22 protein-coding genes are annotated in these 19,583 nt (G+C 66.1%); 13 read left to right on the top strand and 9 right to left on the bottom strand.

Annotated elements, in window-relative coordinates:
* Positions 1–91: 91 nt before the first annotated feature.
* Both ACIGJC_RS20625 and ACIGJC_RS20620 read left to right on the top strand, forming a co-directional pair.
* A complete protein-coding gene (locus tag ACIGJC_RS20625; RefSeq protein WP_483714007.1) occupies positions 92–1,993 on the top strand; it encodes an ATP-binding protein in 1,902 nt (633 codons plus the stop codon).
* A gap of 421 nt (positions 1,994–2,414) precedes the next feature.
* The gene (locus ACIGJC_RS20620; protein WP_483714006.1) at positions 2,415–2,657 is read left to right on the top strand and encodes an isochorismatase; all 243 of its coding nucleotides are present in this window, start codon (positions 2,415–2,417) and stop codon (positions 2,655–2,657) included.
* Between the two features lie 29 nt (positions 2,658–2,686).
* Here ACIGJC_RS20620 and ACIGJC_RS20615 read toward each other — a convergent pair whose 3' ends face one another.
* Both ACIGJC_RS20615 and ACIGJC_RS20610 read right to left on the bottom strand, forming a co-directional pair.
* Positions 2,687–3,043 carry a hypothetical protein gene (locus tag ACIGJC_RS20615; protein WP_483714005.1) on the bottom strand — a complete coding sequence of 119 codons (357 nt, stop codon included), beginning with the start codon at positions 3,041–3,043 and terminating at the stop codon, positions 2,687–2,689.
* Between the two features lie 85 nt (positions 3,044–3,128).
* The gene (locus ACIGJC_RS20610) at positions 3,129–3,413 is read right to left on the bottom strand and encodes a hypothetical protein (protein ID WP_483714003.1); all 285 of its coding nucleotides are present in this window, start codon (positions 3,411–3,413) and stop codon (positions 3,129–3,131) included.
* Positions 3,414–3,634: 221 nt separating this feature from the next.
* On the opposite strand from ACIGJC_RS20610, the gene ACIGJC_RS20605 reads away from it, so the two are divergent.
* Positions 3,635–3,871: a hypothetical protein gene (locus ACIGJC_RS20605; protein WP_483714002.1), complete on the top strand. Its 237-nt coding sequence runs from the start codon at positions 3,635–3,637 to the stop codon at positions 3,869–3,871.
* A 20-nt stretch (positions 3,872–3,891) separates the two neighbouring features.
* Here the strand turns inward: ACIGJC_RS20605 and ACIGJC_RS20600 are convergent, their stop codons facing one another.
* Positions 3,892–4,794, bottom strand: a complete 903-nt coding sequence (locus ACIGJC_RS20600; protein WP_483714001.1) for a LysR family transcriptional regulator — start codon at positions 4,792–4,794, stop codon at positions 3,892–3,894.
* A 116-nt stretch (positions 4,795–4,910) separates the two neighbouring features.
* Here ACIGJC_RS20600 and ACIGJC_RS20595 point away from each other — a divergent pair, with 116 nt between their 5' ends.
* The 6 genes from ACIGJC_RS20595 to ACIGJC_RS20570 all read left to right on the top strand — a co-directional run bounded on the left by ACIGJC_RS20595 (position 4,911) and on the right by ACIGJC_RS20570 (position 8,986).
* The gene (locus ACIGJC_RS20595; RefSeq protein ID WP_483713999.1) at positions 4,911–5,900 is read left to right on the top strand and encodes a 2Fe-2S iron-sulfur cluster-binding protein; all 990 of its coding nucleotides are present in this window, start codon (positions 4,911–4,913) and stop codon (positions 5,898–5,900) included.
* Between the two features lie 47 nt (positions 5,901–5,947).
* Positions 5,948–7,201 (top strand): aromatic ring-hydroxylating dioxygenase subunit alpha, encoded by a 1,254-nt coding sequence (locus tag ACIGJC_RS20590; RefSeq protein WP_483713998.1) that lies wholly within the window; start codon positions 5,948–5,950, stop codon positions 7,199–7,201.
* 4 nt (positions 7,202–7,205) lie between these two features.
* The gene (locus ACIGJC_RS20585; RefSeq protein ID WP_483713997.1) at positions 7,206–7,676 is read left to right on the top strand and encodes an aromatic-ring-hydroxylating dioxygenase subunit beta; all 471 of its coding nucleotides are present in this window, start codon (positions 7,206–7,208) and stop codon (positions 7,674–7,676) included.
* A gap of 23 nt (positions 7,677–7,699) precedes the next feature.
* The gene (locus ACIGJC_RS20580) at positions 7,700–8,014 is read left to right on the top strand and encodes a non-heme iron oxygenase ferredoxin subunit (protein ID WP_483713996.1); all 315 of its coding nucleotides are present in this window, start codon (positions 7,700–7,702) and stop codon (positions 8,012–8,014) included.
* Between the two features lie 82 nt (positions 8,015–8,096).
* Entirely contained in the window at positions 8,097–8,318 is a 222-nt protein-coding gene (locus ACIGJC_RS20575) for a DUF3820 family protein (RefSeq protein ID WP_483714488.1), read from the top strand.
* Between the two features lie 218 nt (positions 8,319–8,536).
* Positions 8,537–8,986: a BON domain-containing protein gene (locus ACIGJC_RS20570; RefSeq protein WP_483714487.1), complete on the top strand. Its 450-nt coding sequence runs from the start codon at positions 8,537–8,539 to the stop codon at positions 8,984–8,986.
* A 48-nt stretch (positions 8,987–9,034) separates the two neighbouring features.
* On the opposite strand, the gene ACIGJC_RS20565 is transcribed toward ACIGJC_RS20570, so the two are convergent.
* Genes ACIGJC_RS20565 through ACIGJC_RS20550 form a run of 4 tightly spaced genes read right to left on the bottom strand, consistent with a single transcriptional unit; the run spans position 9,035 to position 13,039 of the window.
* Positions 9,035–10,096, bottom strand: coding sequence for a VWA domain-containing protein (locus tag ACIGJC_RS20565; protein WP_483713995.1), 1,062 nt, complete (start codon positions 10,094–10,096; stop codon positions 9,035–9,037).
* Entirely contained in the window at positions 10,093–11,103 is a 1,011-nt protein-coding gene (locus ACIGJC_RS20560) for a DUF58 domain-containing protein (RefSeq protein WP_483713994.1), read from the bottom strand. Before ACIGJC_RS20560 ends, ACIGJC_RS20565 begins: the two co-directional genes overlap by 4 nt.
* Positions 11,081–12,094, bottom strand: a complete 1,014-nt coding sequence (locus ACIGJC_RS20555) for an AAA family ATPase (protein ID WP_483713993.1) — start codon at positions 12,092–12,094, stop codon at positions 11,081–11,083. The genes ACIGJC_RS20560 and ACIGJC_RS20555 overlap by 23 nt, the downstream gene beginning before the upstream one ends.
* Before the next feature lie 12 nt (positions 12,095–12,106).
* Positions 12,107–13,039 carry a S1C family serine protease gene (locus tag ACIGJC_RS20550; RefSeq protein WP_483713992.1) on the bottom strand — a complete coding sequence of 311 codons (933 nt, stop codon included), beginning with the start codon at positions 13,037–13,039 and terminating at the stop codon, positions 12,107–12,109.
* 74 nt (positions 13,040–13,113) lie between these two features.
* On the opposite strand from ACIGJC_RS20550, the gene ACIGJC_RS20545 reads away from it, so the two are divergent.
* Together ACIGJC_RS20545 and ACIGJC_RS20540 are read left to right on the top strand one after the other, a co-directional pair.
* On the top strand, positions 13,114–14,178 hold the full coding sequence (locus ACIGJC_RS20545; RefSeq protein ID WP_483713990.1) for a VWA domain-containing protein: 1,065 nt from the start codon (positions 13,114–13,116) through the stop codon (positions 14,176–14,178).
* 145 nt (positions 14,179–14,323) lie between these two features.
* Positions 14,324–15,091 (top strand): ParA family protein, encoded by a 768-nt coding sequence (locus ACIGJC_RS20540; protein ID WP_483713989.1) that lies wholly within the window; start codon positions 14,324–14,326, stop codon positions 15,089–15,091.
* A gap of 36 nt (positions 15,092–15,127) precedes the next feature.
* On the opposite strand, the gene ACIGJC_RS20535 is transcribed toward ACIGJC_RS20540, so the two are convergent.
* Together ACIGJC_RS20535 and ACIGJC_RS20530 are read right to left on the bottom strand one after the other, a co-directional pair.
* Positions 15,128–15,931, bottom strand: a complete 804-nt coding sequence (locus ACIGJC_RS20535; RefSeq protein ID WP_483713988.1) for a BPL-N domain-containing protein — start codon at positions 15,929–15,931, stop codon at positions 15,128–15,130.
* A 79-nt stretch (positions 15,932–16,010) separates the two neighbouring features.
* On the bottom strand, positions 16,011–16,484 hold the full coding sequence (locus ACIGJC_RS20530; RefSeq protein WP_483713987.1) for an Lrp/AsnC family transcriptional regulator: 474 nt from the start codon (positions 16,482–16,484) through the stop codon (positions 16,011–16,013).
* A 411-nt stretch (positions 16,485–16,895) separates the two neighbouring features.
* Here ACIGJC_RS20530 and hppD point away from each other — a divergent pair, with 411 nt between their 5' ends.
* Together hppD and ACIGJC_RS20520 are read left to right on the top strand one after the other, a co-directional pair.
* Positions 16,896–17,975, top strand: coding sequence for a 4-hydroxyphenylpyruvate dioxygenase (gene hppD / locus ACIGJC_RS20525; RefSeq protein ID WP_483713986.1), 1,080 nt, complete (start codon positions 16,896–16,898; stop codon positions 17,973–17,975).
* A gap of 137 nt (positions 17,976–18,112) precedes the next feature.
* Entirely contained in the window at positions 18,113–19,498 is a 1,386-nt protein-coding gene (locus ACIGJC_RS20520; protein WP_483713984.1) for an amino acid permease, read from the top strand.
* Positions 19,499–19,583: the final 85 nt, after the last annotated feature.

Genomic DNA, 19,583 nt, shown 5'->3' with positions numbered 1-19,583 from the left:
AGTTTCCGCACAGAAACTCAGACGATTCTGAAACTGCGGCGATGCAGGCATCCATAGAGTGTGCAGACAGAGATTGCGCCCGGCGACGTCCATGCCGTGCGGCGCGCTCCTTCATGCCCAGTTGCCTGCCTCCTCGATGCTGTCCGCCCTGCCCCCGCCGCTCCTCTGGCTGGCCGTGTGCCTGCCGGTGCTGCTCGCGTCCGCGCTGCTTGGCGCGCGGTTGCGCGTGCTGCGGCGCCGGCTTGCGCGCAGCCAGGCCTGCGCGGCAAGGCTGCGGCAGCGCTTGGCGCTTCATACCGCGGTGCTGGACAGCATCCCGCAGCCCGTCTACGTGCGCGACGCCGAGCAACGGCTCATCACCTGCAACCGCCGCTACGAGGAACTGGTCGGGGCCTCGCTGGCCTCGCTGCGCGGCCAGCCGCCGGACACACCGGGACAGCTTGCGGGCGTGATCGACGATATCGCCGAATTGTCGGAAGACTATCGTGACGTCATTGCCTCGGGCCGCCCGCTCAGCAAGGACCGCTGCCTGCATATCCAGGGCGCAAAGCGGCACGTGCTGAACTGGGTCGCGCCCTTGCCCGGCCCCGGCGCGGGCGAGACGGTGACGGCCCTGGCCGGCGGCTGGGTGGACCTGACCGAGCGCCACGACATGCTGGCGCAGCTGGCCGAAGCCAAGGCGCGCGCCGAAGCCGCCAGCCGTGCCAAGTCCACCTTCCTTGCTTCGGTCAGCCATGAGATCCGGACCCCGATGAACGCGGTGGCCGGCATGCTGGAGCTGGCGCTTAAACGGCCGGGCCTGCCGCCCGAGGATCAACGCATGCTGTCGACCGCGCATGATTCGGCGCTGGCATTGCTGGCCCTGATCGATGACATCCTCGACCTGTCGAAGATGGAGGCCGGCAAACTGCGCGTCCACGCCGTCCCGGCAAGCCTGCCGCAGTTGGTGGACGAGGTGCTGCAGATGCTCGGGCCGGTGGCCGCGCAGAAGCGATTGCCGCTGGTACCGGTCGTCGATACCGGCGTCGCGCCCGGGCACAAGGTAGATCCGCTTCGCTTCAGGCAGATCCTTGGCAACCTGGTTTCGAACGCCATCCGCTTTACCGATCATGGCGAGGTCCGCGTGCATCTGCGGGGCGGCCCGGTGAGCGCGGGCATGCAGGAAATCGAACTGACGGTGTCGGATACCGGCATCGGCATCGCGCGCGCCGACCAGGGCCGCCTGTTCCAGCCGTTCGAGCAGGCGCACGACCGCTCGCGCCCGCAATCCGGCGGCACCGGACTGGGCCTGGCCATCTGCCGACGCCTGGTCGCGGCCATGGGCGGCCAGATCCGACTGGAGAGCGCACCGGGCTCCGGCACGTGCGTGCAGGTCACCCTGCGGCTGCCAACGGCCTGCGCACCAGCCGCCGCCCCGGAACAGATCGTGCCGCCACCTGGCGCCGCAGCCACTAGTCCGCTGCATGTCCTGGTCGTCGACGACCATGCGCCCAACCGCCTGTTGCTGAAGTGGCAGTTCGAATACCTGGGCCACCGCGTCGAGACCGCCGCCGACGGCCACAAGGCCCTCGCACGGTTGGTCACGCCCGCGTCCGTGCAAGAGGATCCGTTCGATTTGATCCTTTGCGACTGCGCCATGCCGGTCATGGACGGCCTGGCGTTCGTCCGGGCACTGCGCGGGCGCAACGACGCACTGGCGCGCATTCCCGTGATCGGCTGCACCGCCAGCGCCGTACCCGAGGATCACCATGCCGCGCTGCAGGCGGGTATGGACGGCATTCTGGTCAAGCCGGTCGGATTGCAGGCGCTGGGCGAAGCCGTGCGCACTTATGCCTGCGGCGCCGGCCCCGCGCCGGCATCCACGCCTGTGGCCCTTCCCCGGCCCTGCGGCGAGACGTCGCTGCCGTCTCCGGCCCCCAAAGCAGACCGATGGTGCGAGATCTGCGAGGCCATGAATGTGCAGTGCGACCGGTTCCGCCAGTCGTCTCCGTGACCGGCAAGCGGCCAGCCCGGCACAGGCCAGCAGGGAGAGGATCTTCCAACGGTGGTATCATGGACCCCACTTGCCATTCATCGATACCTGTCGGACTGAATGTGCTGGCCGCCAGACCACATCGGTCAACAGCGTGATCGAACATGCATTGGCGGTCTGTCGGGCGTACACCCGATTCCTCAGGGCGACCTAGCCCACCACCCTATCGACCGGCGGCACGTCCGCTCCGCAATCATCGCGCATGTACCTGGCGCGTCGGCTTGCGCAAGCACGGTCCTCTCACGCCAGTAATGCCGCCCGCGCCTGATGCACGGGACGCGACACTGGCTATTCATCCATGGCGCCCGCTTGCCGGGCAAGCACGCACGGTACATGGCCGTGCGCGACGCCGCCCAAGGCCGCGCCACTAGCAGGAGACAATTTGAATCTCAACATCACACCCTTCACCGTTTCGGTGTATCCCATCCAGCAGCAACCGGGTGTCTGGTTTGCGAACTACATGATCGCCGAGTACCGGAACGGCGCCGAGCGCATCGTGGCCAACGTCTCGATGCGGCACGCCACGCACCGCTCGGAAGCCGATGCCAGGAAGGCCGCCCGCCGCGCTGGCGAAACCGCAGTCGCGCGCATGCGCCAGCAGCGCTTGCCGCACCGGCAGGCATAGTCGTCAACGCAGGGCCGAGCGGACCGGCGCTATCGTGCCCGACCCGGTACGCCCCCGCCTACCGGCCTGAGTTCGCCATCCCAAGGCGCGGCATGCAGATCCAGGACAGAATCGCCCTCACGCGTCTTCTCATAGAGATGGTCCCGGACCGCCTGCCCGATTGCCAGGCGGCATAGTGTCTCGCTGTTCTGCGGGATCGTGTCCGGCGACAAACCGGTTGCCACCATCACGCCGAACGAACGCCTGCCATCTCCGACAAAGCTGGCGAACCTGACGCCGGTGGGATGTCCCGCCGCGGCAAAACAGGTGGCGACATGGTAGGCAATCCCTTTGCCTGCGCCCGGCAGCGTGCACAGGAAACTCGATGATTCCGCGACTTTGTTCATGGTTGTACTGGCGCTCCAGGCGGCCTCATGCCGCCGTTGTCCCAGTGACCTCATGGGCGCGATTGAGAATTCCCGTCGACGATACTCAGAGGGAAACGACGGATTGGCCGGGAATGGCGCCGTTGATGATGTCCTCGGCATAGCGAAGCACTGCGCGCCGTGCCGCCCCAACGTTGTCCCAGGGCGTTTCGTCAAGACGGAAGGTACGCGCCTTCTCGCCTTCTGGCTGTCCGCCTTCACGGCAGATCACGACGGCTGCGTTGAAGGATCGGTCTGGCTTCGGCTCCATCCAGGCCCGTTCCGCAGTATGTCTGTACACCAGAGGGTAAAGGTCATACCCCTTGTAAGTGGCAGTCGGAAAAGCATCCATGACTCGCTCCGGGGCGTTTGCGATGTATTGCCCACTCTACTCCTCTTGCAGGCTGCGAGTGCCTTTATTTCTCCCGGGATCGCAACTGTACGACAGTGCCGGAGAAAGGCTTTGCAATGCGAAGTCATTTGTGGCCACTCTCTGCCGATACCGCAATGCGAATATGCAAGCCATATCGTGATGCGTGCTACAGTGAGCCTTCCCTAATGCAAGAGGCCAGTATGTCGCTCTGTGCAAATTGCCTGGCACTGATACCCGACACCCCCGGCGTCGCTGGCCACCCCGCACTGCGCATCGTGGACACCCAGCGGCGCAAGGTTCCGCGCTCGGTCACCGTCACCCTGAGTACATTCCGCTGCACGGACTGCGGCGCGATGTGGCGTTACCGCGAAGCGAAGGACGACGGGCCGCAAGGCTGGGCGCTGCTGGCAACGGAAACGGCGAGCCAAGGATCCTGAGCACGGCGCCGCGAACATCGTCAATCCGAAAACAGGCCGACGAATTCCTTGCGCAACCACTGGTTGGCGGGGTCGCGATGGTACCGGGCATGCCAGAAGAGATTGATCTGGATTTCCGGCAACTCGACCGGATGCGCAATATGCCGCAGTCCAAAGTAGGCGGCGCTGCGACGGGCAAAGGTCTCGGTAACCGTCGCGACGAGATCCGTGCTCGCAACAATGTCCGCCAGCGCGGCGAAATGCGGCACGCGCAAGCGAATCTTCCGCTGCACGCCCCGCTGGGCGAGGATTTCATCGACGCGCGCATGTCCAGTGCCCGCCGCCGTCACCACCACGTGCTCCGCTTGCTCGAAGTCGCCCTGGCTGACGTCGCGCTTGTCCAGTGGATGGCCGGGCCGGAACATGCACACGTAGCGCTGGCGGAATAGCCGACGCTGGAAGAATTCAGAACCCAGTTCAGGCAGCGGCCCCACCGCAAGGTCGATCTTGCCCAGGCTCATTTCCGATGCGAGATCGACGGCCGTGTTGCGCACGGTCGCTACCGCGACCCCCGGCGCGCGTTCCCGCAGCGCGCCCATCAGCCGCGGAATGAAGTGCACTTCGCCGATGTCGGTCATCGCAATCCGGAACGACCGGTCACTGCGCAACGGATCGAACGAGACTTTCTGGCTCAGCGCAACCTGTAAGGCTTCGAGTGCGTATGCAACCGGCTCCCCGAGGTCCTGAGCAAGCGGCGTCGGCAGCATGCCCTTGCTGCTGCGCACAAAGAGCTCGTCGTCGAACAGCCGGCGCAGCCGCGCTAGCGCATTGCTGACGGCCGGCTGGCTCAGGTTGAGCGCCCGGGCCGCTCCCGATACCGTGCGCTCGCGCAACAAGTGCTCGAACACCACCATCAGGTTCAGGTCCACATCCTTCAGTTCCACGGCGCACCTTTATTGATTTGGTGAATAGTCGATATTGCCGTGATTCTATTGGTTAATTTCACTCGTTGCACCATGATTCCTCCCAGGCCACAAGACAGACCACTGCCGGAGACATCATGGAAGTCCTCGTCCAACCCCTGGGCAAACGCATCGACATTGCCGGTGGCGAAAATCTGCTGACCGCGCTGCAAAAGCACGACATTCCCATTTCGTATAGCTGTATGGCCGGTCGCTGCGGCACCTGCCGCTGCCGTGTGATCGACGGCGACATCCATGAAGCCGGCGGCTATGAATTCCACCACGGCGATCACGCGACGCACCGCCATGTACTGGCATGCCAGTCGGTCGTCACCGGTCACTGCACCATCGAGATCCCCGAGCCCGACGAAGTGGTCGTGCATCCCGCGCGCATCGTCAAGGCGACCGTCACCGCACTGACCGAACTCACCCACGATATCCGGATGATCCGGCTGGCACCGTCCAAGCCGCTGTCGTTCTCGCCGGGCCAGTACGCGATGCTGCAGTTCACGCCGGACCATATCCGCCCTTACTCCATGGCGCGGCTGGCCAGCGACGGCGAGCTGGAGTTCCATGTGCGCAGCGTGTCCGACGGCCGCGTCACCCGCTATATCCGCGACAAGCTCAAGGTCGGCGACACGGTTCGCGTCAGTGGCCCGCTGGGCACGTCGTACTTGCGCACCCGCAATGACGACCCGATCCTCTGCATCGCCGGCGGCACCGGGCTCGCACCCGTACTGTCGATCGTGCGCGGTGCGATCGCGGCGGAATTGCCGAACCCGATCCACCTCTACTTCGGCGTGCGCGCGCCGCGCGATGCCTATGGGCTCGACTGGCTGCGCGAACTCTCGCAACGGCATCCGCGGCTGCGCGTCGAGATCGTGTCGACACTGCCTGGCGATGACGCCGGATTGCGCACCGGCCTGGTCACCGAAGCCGTTGCCGCCGACTTCCCCGACCTGCAGGGCTGGCGTGCCTACCTGTGCGGCGCGCCGCCGATGGTCGACGCCGCCACGCTGCTACTGCGCAGCAAGGGCGTAGCGCCCGCGCACATCTACGCCGACGCCTTCTACGCAACCGGCACCTGACACCCCGCCACAACCAGATGGACACCACAACGATGGAGACGACATCCATGGCCAGCCCCCCCACGCAAGACCGGCCTGTCTGGGCCGACGACGGCATCAGCCGCATCCCGTTCCGCGTCTACACGGACCAGCAGCTTTACCAGCGCGAACTGGAACGCGTCTTCTACCAGGGCCACTGGAACTACGTCGGCCTGGAAGCGGAAATCCCTAGTCCGGGCGACTTCAAGCGGACCACCATCGGCGAACGCTCGGTCATCCTCGTGCGCGACCAGGAAGGCGGGATCAACGTGGTCGAAAATGTCTGCGCCCATCGCGGCATGAAGTTCTGCCGCGAACGCAGCGGCAACCGCAAGGACTTCCACTGCCCCTACCACCAGTGGAACTACGACCTGAAAGGCAACCTGCAGGGCGTGCCGTTCCGCCGCGGCGTGAAGCAGGACGGCAAGGTCAATGGCGGCATGCCGGCCGACTTCAGGCCGCAGGACCATGGCCTCACGCAACTGAAGGTCGCCGCGCGCGGCGGCGTGGTGTTCGCCTCGTTCGACCATGACGTGGAGCCGCTGGAGGATTACCTCGGACCGGAAATCCTCTGTTACTTCGACCGCCTGTTCAACGGCCGCAAGCTGAAGGTCCTTGGCTACAACAAGCAGCGCATCCCGGGCAACTGGAAGCTGATGCAGGAGAACATCAAGGACCCGTACCACCCAGGGCTGCTGCACACGTGGTTCGTCACGTTCGGCCTCTGGCGCGCGGACAACAAGGCGCGCCTGGTCATGGACCCGCACTTGCGCCATGCCGCGATGGTCTCCACGCGCGGCCAGGGCGGCAAGGGTGAGGTCACGTCAGGCGTGACCAGCTTCAAGGACCAGATGACGCTGCAGGATGACCGCCTGCTCGACATCGTCCACGAGCCCTGGTGGGGCGACCCGACCGCCGTGATGATGACGGTCTTCCCGAGCGTGATCTTCCAGCAGCAGGTGAATTCCGTCTCGACGCGCCACATCCAGCCCAACGGCCCGGATTCGTTCGATTTCGTCTGGACGCATTTCGGCTTCGAGGACGACACCGAAGACATGACGCGCCGCCGCTTGCGGCAAGCCAATCTGTTCGGGCCAGCCGGCTTTGTCTCGGCCGACGACGGCGAAGTCATCGAATGCTCGCAAGAGGGCTTTTCGCAGAAGCCGTGGCACCGCGTCGTCGCGGAACTCGGCGGGACCACCGCGGAGAACACCGACCACATGGTCACCGAGACGCTGATCCGCGGCATGTACGCCTACTGGCGCAAAGTGATGGAGATCTGACGACATGGATTTCGCAACGTATCATGCGCTGCTGTCGCTGTACGCCGACTACGCCAGCGCCGTCGACCAGGGCGACTGGGACCGCTGGCCCGAGTTCTTTACCGACGACTGCCTCTACCGGGTCCAGCCGCGCGAGAACTTCGAGCGCGGCCTGCCGCTGGCGACCATGTCGCTGGAGAGCCAGGGCATGCTGCGCGATCGCGTCTTCGGCATCCGCGAAACGCTGTTCCACGATCCCTACTACCAGCGCCATATCACCGGCGTGCCGCTGGTCCGCGAAAGTACCGATGCGTATATCGTCGCCGAAGCGAATTACGCCGTACTGCGCACCAAGCCGGACCAGGTCAGCGAGGTCTTCAACACAGGCCGCTATCTCGACCGGATCGCGCGCACGCCGCAAGGCCTGCGCTTCGCCGTCCGCCAGTGCATCTTCGACAGCGAGATGATCCCCAACTCGCTGATCTACCCGATCTGATGACGACAACCGGAGACAACCCCATGACCGAAACCTGGATCGAGGCGGCCCCGCTCGCCAGCGTGCCGCAGGACGATGTGGTCGCCGTGCAGGTGCAGGACCGCGAGATCGCCCTCTATGGCGTCGACGGCGAGGTGTTCGCCACCGACAATCTCTGCACGCACGGCCACGCCCGGCTCTGCGACGGATTCCTCGATGGCCACGAGATCGAATGCCCGCTGCATCAGGGCAAGTTCGATGTACGGACCGGTGCGGCCATGTGCGCGCCGTTGACCGAGGCGGTGCGCGCCTATCCCGTCAGGATCGAGGACGGCAAGGTGTTTCTCGACCTGGGCTGACCCGCGCAGCCGGACCACGGCCCACGTGGTCCGGCTGCGCGGCGGCGCTACAATGCCCGCCACGCCCCCGAAATCAACCGCCATGCTGCCGGACAGCGAATCCCTTCTCCTGCTTGTCACCCGCCAGATGCCGTTCGGCAAACACAAGGGCACGCTGATTGCCGACCTGCCCGGCAACTACCTGAACTGGTTCGCGCGCGAGGGCTTTCCGCCCGGTGAAATCGGCCGTTTGCTGGCGTTGATGCACGAACTCGACCACAACGGACTGGCGGACCTGCTCAAGCCGCTGCGCGGGCGGCCCTGAAGCGCAGCGGGATGGATTTACATCCTGCGGTAAGAAAGCGCCGGCAGCCGGGCTGTCGCCGCCGCGCACCGCGCCTCCCGTGGCAAGAAGATCACCTGAACCGCAGGCACGCCTCATGCGAGAACGCGCGGATATGCGGCGGGATCGGAACCGCCGCTGACCTGTTCATCTTCGAAGGAGAGGCATCCATGCGTACAGGAAACCGCAACCTCATCGATATGGCCGTCGCGGCAATAGGCGGCGCCGCGCTGATGTACCTGCTCGATCCGGAGCTCGGTGCGCGGCGGCGGGCCATGCTTCGGGACAAGGCGGAGGCAAAAAGCCATGACCTGAGCGACTACGCGCAGGCCCAGGCGAAGCGCGCGCTCGATCACGCGCGTGGCTTCGCTGCACGGGCGGGAACCCGCGTGGCAGCAGGCGAAAAAGCGCGTTCGAGCGACTACGACATCGGCGAGCGGATCCGGACGCGGCTGGACGACGTGGTCAGCCATCCCCGTGCGATCGGCGTCGATGTGGCCCGCGGATCTGTCTGCCTGAGCGGCCATGTCCTCCGCCACGAGCACGACGCCGTGCTGACCGCCGTGTGGGCAGTGCCCGGCGTCGCGGACATTGAAGACGGACTGACCGTGCACGAGGAAGCCGGCAACATTGCGGCGCTGCAAGGCTAGCTTCGCCCTGATAGCGGCGTTCGGGCGGCAATGCGCGCGGGGCCGGGCCTACAACACCCGACCGAACCACCACAGCGACAGCAGCCCCGCGCAGGCCGCCAGCAACGCTCCCGCGGCCGCGAAGAACGCCGTCACCTCGACCTGGTCGCGCTTGTCGAATGCCAGCCTCGCATTGAGCGCGCGATACACCCGCTTCAACGACGCTGCATCTTCGAGCCGGAAGTATTCGGCCCCGGTCGCGTCGGCGACCTGCTTCAATACCTTCTCGTCCAGCCTGACGCGCGCCGACCAGCCCTCCGCCGACAGCACGACCCCCTCGGTCGTGCCGACGCCGACGGTATAGACCCGCACGCCATACATCGCCGCGAGCTGGGCGGCCTGCTCCGCCGCCGGCCCCGCGTTGTTTTCGCCATCGGAGAACAGGACGATCGCGCCCGAAGCATAGGAGCCCGGCACTGGCGGATTCTCGTCGCCGGACGCCCCCGGTTTCTTCACTTGCGGGACATCGCCGCCATTCATCAGTCGCTCGGCGTCGTCGGCGGCCTCCGGCAGCAGCGTCGTGAGCGCGATCAGCAGGCCATTGCCCAGGGCGGTGCCGCCCTGCGGCTTCAGCCCTTCAATGGCCGCGGCCACGTCGTCCTTGCTGCGGCTGGGCGCCTGTGCCAGCGCGGCCGTGCCCGCCATCGCCACCACGCCCACACTCACGCCCGCCGGCTGGGCGTCTAGCAGCACCCGGGCCGCCTGCTGGGCGGCGCGGATGCGGCTCGGATGCACATCCTGCGCGCGCATGCTGCCTGACAGGTCCATGACGAGGATGACGGTCTTGATGCGCGAGGGCAGCGTCATCACCGCCTGGGGACGGGCAATGGCAAAGATGAGTGCACTGAGGGCCAGCAGCGTCAGCACGGCCGACACGTGACGGCGCCAGCCCGTGCCACCCTTCATGGCCATGCCGATGGAGCGCATGGCCGGATGGTCGACCGTTGTTCGCCGCCGGCGCAGGTCGAGCCAGACGTAGCCCGCGCCGAGCACCAGCACCAGCGCCAGCAGCCACAGCATGCTGGGCCAGAGGAAGCTGAACAGCGGCAGCCGGTTGAGGGTCTCGGTCATGTCGCCCCCACGGGCACGCCCCTGGCCGCCCCCTGGCGGAAGCGGCGCTCGCGCATGAACTGCAGGAGCGCCAGGTCAATCGGCGCGTAGGTCGAGAGCGTCAGGCATTCCACGCCGGCGCGCGCGAACGCGAGGCGCAGTTCGGACTCGCGCGCCTGGGCGATCGCGGCGAAGCGTTTGCGAAACGCGGGATCGTGCGTATCGATGAACATCTGCTCGCCCGACTCCGCATCCTGCAGCACGACCAGCCCGAGGTCGGGCAACGCCATCTCCAGCGGATCGACCAGCCGCACCGCGACGACTTCATGGCGCCGGGCCAGCATGGCGAGCGACGTCTGCCATCCCTGGGCACTGATGAAATCCGACACGATGAACATCACCGAGCGCCGTTTGGCGACGGCGCGCGCGCGCTCCAGCAGGTCGCGCAGGCGGGTCTCGCCGGGGCACACGGCCGGGGTGGTGTGCATGCGGTCAAGCAGGTGCAGCAACTGGCGGCGGCCGGAGCGCGGCGGAATCATCGAGGCCTGCGCGTCGCTTGCCCCGCCGTCGAGCACGGCGCCGATGCGGTTGCCATAGCGCGTCAGCAGCAAGGCCATGACGGTGGTGAAGTCGCTCAGCAGGTCACGCTTGCGCACCGTGCCGGAACCGAACTCCACCGACCCGCTCAGGTCGAGCACGAACCACGCCGAGAGGTCGCGATCCTCCTGGAACTCGCGCACGTGCGGCACCTGCAGCCGCGCCGTCACGTTCCAGTCGATGTGACGGACGTCGTCGCCGGGACGGTATTCGCGCAGGTCGGCAAGATCCAGCCCGAAGCCGCGGAACAGCGTGCGGTAGTCGCCCTGCAGCAGCCCGTCGAGGCGCCGCACCACGGTCCACTCCAGCCGCCGCAGCAGCGTCTCGGCCTGCCGTGCGCCGACGCTCGCCAGCGCCGCGCCCGAACGCGCGGGCGCGGCGGCCGCCGGCGCGTCGCCGCGCGGACGCTTACCGAACAGCCGCGCGAACATGGGATTCGAGCGGGCGCTCCGGAACCGGCAGCGCCTGCAGGATGCGCGTGATGAGCTGGTCCGCCGTCGCGCCATCCGACATGGCCTCGTACGACAGCGACAGGCGGTGGCGCAGTACATCGGGCACGAGATCGATCACGTCTTCGGGCACGGCATAATTGCGGCCGCGTAGGAACGCCAGCGCCCGCGCGCCTTCCACCAGCCCGATGGTGGCCCGGGGGCTCGCGCCGAACGCGATATAGCGCCCCATGTCTTCCAGGCCGTAGTTGCCCGGCTTGCGCGTGGCCGCCACCAGGCGCACCGCGTACTGGACCAGCGACGGGTCCACGTAGACGCGGCGGCACTCCTCCTGCAAGGCCGCCAGGTGCTCCGGCGTGGCAATCGCACTCACGCTGATGCGGGCCCCGGTGACCCGATTGACGATGACGACCTCTTCCTCCTCGCTCGGATACCCGACCAGCACCTTCATCATGAAGCGATCGACCTGCGCCTCGGGCAATGGATAGGTGCCTTCGGTCTCGATCGGATTCTGCGTCGCCATGACGAGGAACGGCGTGGGCACGCGATGGGTCTCGCCGGCAATGGTGACCTGCTTTTCCTGCATGACTTCCAGCAGCGCGCTTTGCACCTTGGCCGGCGCGCGATTGATTTCGTCGGCCAGCAGCAGGTTGGCGAAGACCGGCCCGCGCACGGTCGAGAACTCGCCCGTGCCCTGGTTGTACATGCGCGTGCCGACCAGGTCCGCCGGCAGCAGGTCCGGCGTGAACTGGATGCGCTTGAAGGTTCCGCTCATGGTGCGGGCCAGCGTATTGACCGTCAGCGTCTTGGCCAGGCCGGGCACGCCCTCCACCAGCAGGTGGCCGCCGGCCAGCATGGCCACCAGCACGCGTTCGAGAAAGTGGTCTTGCCCGACCACCACGCGTTTCACCTCGTACAGCAGGCGCTCCATCAGGTCGGCGCTGTCTGTCGCGCCATGGGCTTGCTCGTTCATAGGCCTCCGCGTCTAGAAAGGAGAAGTTCCGATAGAAGCGCCGGCGCTTTCGATCGTGACGGCAAAGCCGATCCCGAGGAAGGTGCCGCTCTGGTTGGGGTTGAGGATGGCGGTGACAATGCCGACCACCTCGCCATCCATGTTCACCAGCGGGCCGCCCGAATTGCCGGGATTGGCAGCCGCGTCGAACTGGATCAGGTTGTCCAGGCTCTGCGTCTTGTCGGGCGACACGAACTGCCGGTCGAGTCCGGACACCACCCCGGCGGACACCGACGGCCCGATGCCGAACGGAAAGCCGACCGCCACGACCTCGGAGCCCGGCGCAAGGTTGCGGCTGGAGCCGAGTGTCGCAGCCGGCAAGTCGTCGGGAATGGATTTCGGCCTGACGAGGGCGAGGTCTTTCTCGGGGATCGCCTGCATCACCGTCGCCTCGGAAGTCTGGCCGTCGTAGAAGCGAATCTCCACGCGCTTGGCATCGGCAACCACGTGGTAGCTGGTCAGCACCAGTCCGCTTTCGGTCACGACCACGCCAGAGCCGATGTGACGCGCTTCGCGCTTGTCCTGCTTGTCCTTTGTCGCGTCCTTGTCGGCCTGCGGATCGCTCTTCGCGAGTTCGTCGGAGGGCGCCCGCCGGGATGGCGGCGGGGACTTCCGCCGGTTGGCCGGCGGATCACGCCGGGCACGCGGCACGGAGGCGGCTTCGGCCTCCGGCTGCGCCGGCGAGAAGCTGCGCACCTCCACCACGGATTCGCGGATGGCCTCGGCCGCGCGAGCGGTGCGCGATGGCAGGCTCTTGGTCTGCAGCGTATGCAGCACCGCAGCATCGATATCGGCCTGCCTCAGCACCCGCGGCGACGGGCGCGACAGCCACGCAAGGCCCAGCGCCGCCGCGACCATCACCGCGACCGCAGCCGAGAGCCATCCGTAGATCGTCACACGCTTCATCGCACGCTCCCGAGTCCCGTGCCGCCTTAAAAAATACAGTACCATCCTCTTAACCATGCGCCAAGGAGCAGGGCATGCAGTTTCTCTGGCCGCAAATGCTCTGGTTGCTGCTTGCGCTTCCGTTGCTGGCAGCCGCTTACCTGTACCTGATCGCGCGACGCAAGAAGTCTGCCCTGCTTTACGCCAGCCTTGCGTTGCCCCGCGCTGCGCTCGGCACCGGCCAACGCCTGCGGCGTCACATTCCCCCGCTGCTGTTCCTGTTTGCCCTGGGCGCCGCCCTGCTGGCCTGCGCCCGGCCGACCGCCACCCTCACGCTGCCGTCCGACACCATCACGCTGGTGCTGGCGATGGATGTTTCGCGCAGCATGGAGGCCACCGACGTGACGCCCACGCGCCTCAGCGCCGCGCAGCAGGCGGCGCGCGAACTGATCGTCGGGCTGCCGGGCAGCGTCCGGCTTGGCATCGTCTCGTTCGCCGCGACGGCTACCGTGGTCCTGCGTCCCACCAGCAACCGGCAGGACATGCTCGACGCGATCGACCGGTTCCAGCTCCAGCGCGGCACGGCGACCGGCAGCGGGCTGATCCAGGCGCTGGCCGTGCTGTTTCCGGACGATGGCATCGACCTCGAAGCGATCCTGTTCAACGACGACCCGCCCTTCGCTTCCGCGCGCCGCGCCACGCCACTCGATGAAGCCGCCGCGGCCGACGCCGCGCGCAAGCGCGCGCAGGACCGGCCGCCAGCGCAACCGGGTTCCTATCGGCACGGCGCGGTCATCCTGCTCAGCGATGGCCGCCGCACCACCGGACCCGACCCGATCGAGGCCGCGCGCATGGCCGCCCAGCGTGGCGTGCGTGTCTATACCGTAGGCTTCGGCACGCTGGGCGGCAATGCGCCCGAGACCAGCCTGTCCTACTACATGCAGCTCGACGAGCCCGCCTTGCGCGCGGTGGCCACGCTGACCGGGGCCGAGTACTTCCAGGCAGGATCGGCGGCGGACCTGAGCCAGGTGTACCGGCAACTGAGCGCGCGCTTCGCGATGGAGCGCCGCGAGACCGAAGTCGGCGCGCTGCTGGCCGCGGCGTCGGTCGTGCTGCTGGTCCTGGCTTGTGCACTCTCGATGTTGTGGTTCCGTCGTTGACGGGCATTGACGATATCGGCGGAGCCGCCGAGCGCACCTTGCTTCGCCTGTCAACGAGCGTCCACACCCCCCATCGGCGCACTCCCGAGGCCATCGTGTTGAGGTATGCTTTCGCCCTCCAAAACGATCTTCTCCAGAGGGACCCATGCGGCGCGTCGTGTTCAATCAGAAAGGTGGCGTGGGCAAGTCGACCATCGTATGCAACCTCGCCGCGATCAGCGCCCGTGAAGGCCTGCGCACGCTGGTCGTCGACCTCGACGCGCAGTGCAACTCGACCCAGTACCTGATGGGCGCAAAGGCCGCCGAGGCAAACCCGACGGCGGCGCACTTCTTCGAGTCGTCGCTGACCTACAGCTTCAAGCCGGTCGACCTGGGCAGCTTCATCCACGCCACGCCGTTCGAGAATCTTGATGTGATGCCGGCGCATCCTGACCTCGACGCGCTGCATGGCAAGCTGGAATCCCGCTACAAGATCTACAAGCTGCGCGATGCCCTGATCGAGCTGGAGTCAGTCTATGACGCGATCTACATCGACACGCCGCCGGCGCTCAACTTCTACACGCGGTCCGCGCTGATCGCGGTGGAGCGCTGCCTGATCCCGTTCGACTGCGACGACTTCTCGCGCCGGGCGCTGTACACGCTGCTCGACAACGTGAAGGAAATCCAGCAGGACCACAACGATGCCCTGCAGGTCGAAGGCATCGTCATCAACCAGTTCCAGCCGCGCGCGAGCCTGCCGGTCAAGCTGGTCGAGGAGCTGGTCGGTGAAGGGCTGCCGGTGCTGGCATCGCGGCTGTCGTCATCGGTGAAGATCCGCGAATCGCACCAGCACGCCACGCCCATGATCCACCTGGATCCGCGCCACAAGCTGTCGCAGGAGTACCTGGCGCTGCACAGCGAACTGGCTGGCTGAGGAATACGGCAGGTCCACCCGCTGGCGATGGCCGCGTCAGTCCAGGGCCAGGCCGCCGTGCGCCAGCACTTGGCGGAATACCGCCAGCCGGGCATCACCGGTCTCCGCCAGCCTGTGGCAGATGTGCACGTACTTGTCCATGTCGCTGTGTCCGCGCAGGGCTTCCTCGCACTCCTGCTCCGAGACTTCCAGGTGGACACCGGTCAGGATCGCGCGGCCCTTCCCGACCTGCGTGCTGACGATGGCCGGTGGCATGCCTTCCATATCCGCATAGACGGCCAGGACTTCCGTATCGGCAGCCGGCGCGCCGTCGAAATCGAAACGGCAGCCACCGTGATAGTGCGTGTAGACCGACATCGGTACCGAGGCCAGCCGCTCGGTGGTCCGCAGTTCGACCGCGGCCGTGGTGCGCGGCGTGCCGTCATAGAGGCGGCCGCCGGTCAGTTCGGGCAGCGAGCCAACCGCGACGGCATCGACGAAGCCCAGTTCGCGCGGACCGCAGATGGCCCCGCGGGTGCCGGCGTGGAACGCCAGTTCCCTGCATGCGTAGTACGCGCCCGCGCAAATACCCAGGTAGGTGCCGCCGTTCTCGACAAAACGCCGGATGCGCGCGTTGGGCGCGCCATTGAGTTTCGCGCAGTACGGCAGATCAGCCCCGCCCGGCATGACGAACATGACCGCGTCGTCGAACAGCGTCGGGTCGTGCCGGATGTCCGAGGCCATGACCGCACGCATTTCATAGGTACCGGACTGCAGCTGCTGGCCGATCGTGCGCATCAGGCAGGCGGTCCAGTCGGAGGCGCCGGCGTCGATATAGGTCAGGATGTGGGGCTTGGGCATCTTCGGGGGCGAGAGGTCGGTCCGTATTGGCACGCTGAACCGAGTGTATTCCACGGACGGACGCCCGGCCGCATGCGCCTTACATATCGAGCGGCACGGCACTCGTGCACTTGATTTCGTCGAGGCACACGCTGGACTTCACGCCGCTCACGCCGGGGATGCGCATCAGCGTATCGAGCAGGAAGTCCGACAGCGACTTCAGGTCCTTGGCGACCACCTTCAGCACGTAGTCGATATCGCCCGTCACCGAGAAGCATTCCTGGATCTGCGCCAGCTCCGCCACCAGGCTCTTGAAGTTCGACAGGTCGCGGATATGGCCGCGCTCCATGGTCACGTGGATGAACGCGACCACGCCGAGCCCCAGGCTCGCCGCATCGAGCCGCGCCTCGTAGCACTTGATGATGCCGCTCTCTTCCAGGCGGCGGTGACGCCGCAACGTTTGTGCCGGCGACAGCGCAATCGCCTCGGACAATTCCAGGTTCGAAGCCCGTCCCTGTTGCTGCAAAACGCCCAGCAGGCGGCGGTCCGTACGGTCAAGCTCGATGGCAGGCACTTTTATTTCCCCTCAATATAATTTCACGAAATCAGATTTCTCGTTTCAGGGTTTCCCTGCGTGAGGAATGAAATCCAATTTTGCCGGCCAGAATATACACTGCATTCCAGATTGGCAATGCCAGCGAGGGGCCAGAGAGAGTTCCCGACATTGCCCGAACGCGCCGCAGGCCAGGATCGCGGCGCACTGTTCGCAATATTATTTCCCGGCCGCCTGGCCGACAAAGACAGCGCCCCATGAACTTCCGCACACCGTCCCTGCCGCGTCCGCATGTCCCCCATCCCGACGCCCGGCTGCGGACGCCCGCGTGTTGATCGCGGCGGCCTGCCCGATTTCCTTTGCCTCCGCGGCCGACGGCACTCCGTCCGGTGCGCGAGATCGAAACCCTTACCTTCCTCTCTGAGACACACCATGGCCGATCTCTTTGACAACCCGATGCAGCTGATGGGCTTCGAATTCGTCGAATTCGCCTCGCCGACCCCCAATGTGCTGGAGCCGCTGTTCGAAAGGATGGGCTTCACGCTGGTGGCGCGCCACCGCTCCAAGGACGTGGTGCTGTATCGCCAGGGCGAGGTCAACTTCATCGTCAACCGCGAGCCCCACAGCCACGCCGCCTACTTTGCCGCCGAGCATGGCCCGAGCGCCTGCGGCATGGCCTTCCGCGTGAAGGATTCGCACAAGGCCTACGCCCGCGCGCTGGAACTGGGCGCGCAGCCGGTCGAAATCCCGACCGGCCCGATGGAACTGCGCCTGCCCGCGATCAAGGGCATCGGCGGCGCGCCGCTGTACCTGATCGACCGCTTCGAGGAAGGCAAGTCGATCTATGACATCGACTTCGAGTTCATCGAAGGCGTGGACCGCCACCCCGAAGGCCACGGCCTGAAGCTGATCGACCACCTGACGCACAACGTCTACCGTGGCCGCATGGCCTACTGGGCGAGCTTCTACGAGAAGCTGTTCAACTTCCGCGAGATCCGTTACTTCGACATCAAGGGCGAGTACACCGGCCTGACCTCCAAGGCCATGACCGCGCCGGACGGCAAGATCCGCATCCCGCTGAACGAGGAATCGTCCAAGGGCGCCGGCCAGATCGAGGAATTCCTGATGGCCTTCAATGGCGAGGGCATCCAGCACATCGCCTTCCTGACGGACAACCTGATCGAAGTCATCGACAACCTGCAGCTCGCGGGCGTGGAACTGATGACGGCGCCGAACGACTACTACTACCAGGCCCTGGACACCCGCCTGCCCGGCCACGGCCAGCCGGTGGACCAGCTCAAGGCCCGCGGCATCCTGCTCGACGGCACCACCGAAGGCGGCAAGCCGCGCCTGCTGCTGCAGATCTTCTCCAAGACCGTGCTCGGCCCGGTGTTCTTCGAGTACATCCAGCGCAGCGGCGACGACGGCTTCGGCGAAGGCAACTTCAAGGCGCTGTTCGAATCGCTGGAACGCGACCAGATCGCACGCGGCACGCTGAAGGTCGAGGCCTGACCGGCACCGGCCCGTCCCCGTCGCCGGGCACGGCACCCCGTGCCCGGCGATCCCCAAGGCCCAGGCGTCCTACCCGCACAGCAAGAGACGCCAGGCCCCGCATGCCATTCCATAAGAGTGGGTAGAGGAAACAATCCATGGTTTCAAGCAACAATGACGGCACGCTCAAGCGTGGCCTGAAGAACCGGCACATCCAGCTGATCGCGCTCGGTGGCGCCATCGGCACCGGGCTGTTCCTGGGCATCGCCCAGACGATCAAGATGGCCGGCCCCTCGGTCCTGCTCGGCTATGCCGTCGCTGGCATCGTGGCCTTCTTCATCATGCGCCAGCTGGGCGAGATGGTGGTGGACGAGCCCGTCGCCGGCTCCTTCAGCTACTTCGCCAACAAGTACTGCGGCCACTTCGCCGGCTTCATGTCGGGCTGGAACTACTGGGTGCTGTACATCCTGGTGAGCATGGCCGAGCTGTCGGCGGTAGGCATCTACGTGCAGTACTGGTGGCCCGGCATCCCGACCTGGATCTCGGCGCTGGCCTTCTTCCTGATCATCAACGCCATCAACCTGTCGAGCGTGAAGTCGTTCGGCGAGATGGAGTTCTGGTTCTCGATCGTCAAGGTGGCTGCCATCGTCGGCATGATCGGCTTCGGCGGCTACCTGCTGATGTCGGGCAATGCCGGTCCGCAGGCCAGCATCACCAACCTGTGGCAGCACGGCGGCTTCTTCCCGAATGGCCTGGGCGGACTGGTCATGGCCATGGCGGTGATCATGTTCTCGTTCGGCGGCCTGGAACTCGTCGGCATCACGGCGGCGGAAGCGGACCAGCCGGAAAAGAGCATCCCCAAGGCGACCAACCAGGTCATCTACCGCATCCTGATCTTCTACGTTGGCGCGCTGGCGGTACTGCTGTCGCTGTACCCGTGGGAAAACGTCGTCACCGGCGGCAGCCCGTTCGTGCTGATCTTCCATGCGCTGAACAGCAACTGGGTGGCCAATGTGCTGAACGTGGTGGTGCTGACGGCCGCGCTGTCGGTCTACAACAGCGGTGTGTACTGCAACAGCCGCATGCTGTTCGGCCTGGCCCAGCAGGGCAATGCGCCGAAGTCGCTGCTCAAGGTCAGCAAGCGCGGCATTCCGCTGACGGCGCTGGGCGTGTCGGCGGCCGCTACCGGCCTGTGTGTGCTGATCAACTACTTCATGCCGGGCAAGGCCTTCGAACTGCTGATGGGCCTGGTGGTCTCGGCCCTGATCATCAACTGGGCCATGATCAGCATCATCCACCTGAAGTTCCGCGCCGATAAGCGCAAGGCCCGCCAGGAAACGCGCTTCAAGAGCTTTGGCTACCCGCTCACCAACTACCTGTGCCTGGCGTTCCTGGGCGGCATCCTGTACGTGATGTACCTGACCGACGGCCTGCGCATCTCGGTGTACCTGATCCCGGTGTGGCTGGCCGTGCTGGGCATCAGCTACCGCCTGCGCCAGAAGAACGCGGTGCCCGCCCTGCAGGGCAGCGTCTCGGCCCAGTAAGGCAAGATCCCGGCGGCGCCGCATCGCGCGCCGCCGGTTACACTTCAGCCTGTGCGTCCGGGCCTGAAATCCTGTTCCGCACGCG

The sequence above is a fragment of the Cupriavidus sp. C3SS-1 genome (genome assembly GCF_057073755.1).
The sequence above is the reverse complement of the archived record's forward strand: the minus strand, read 5'-3'. Positions and strand labels throughout refer to the sequence as shown.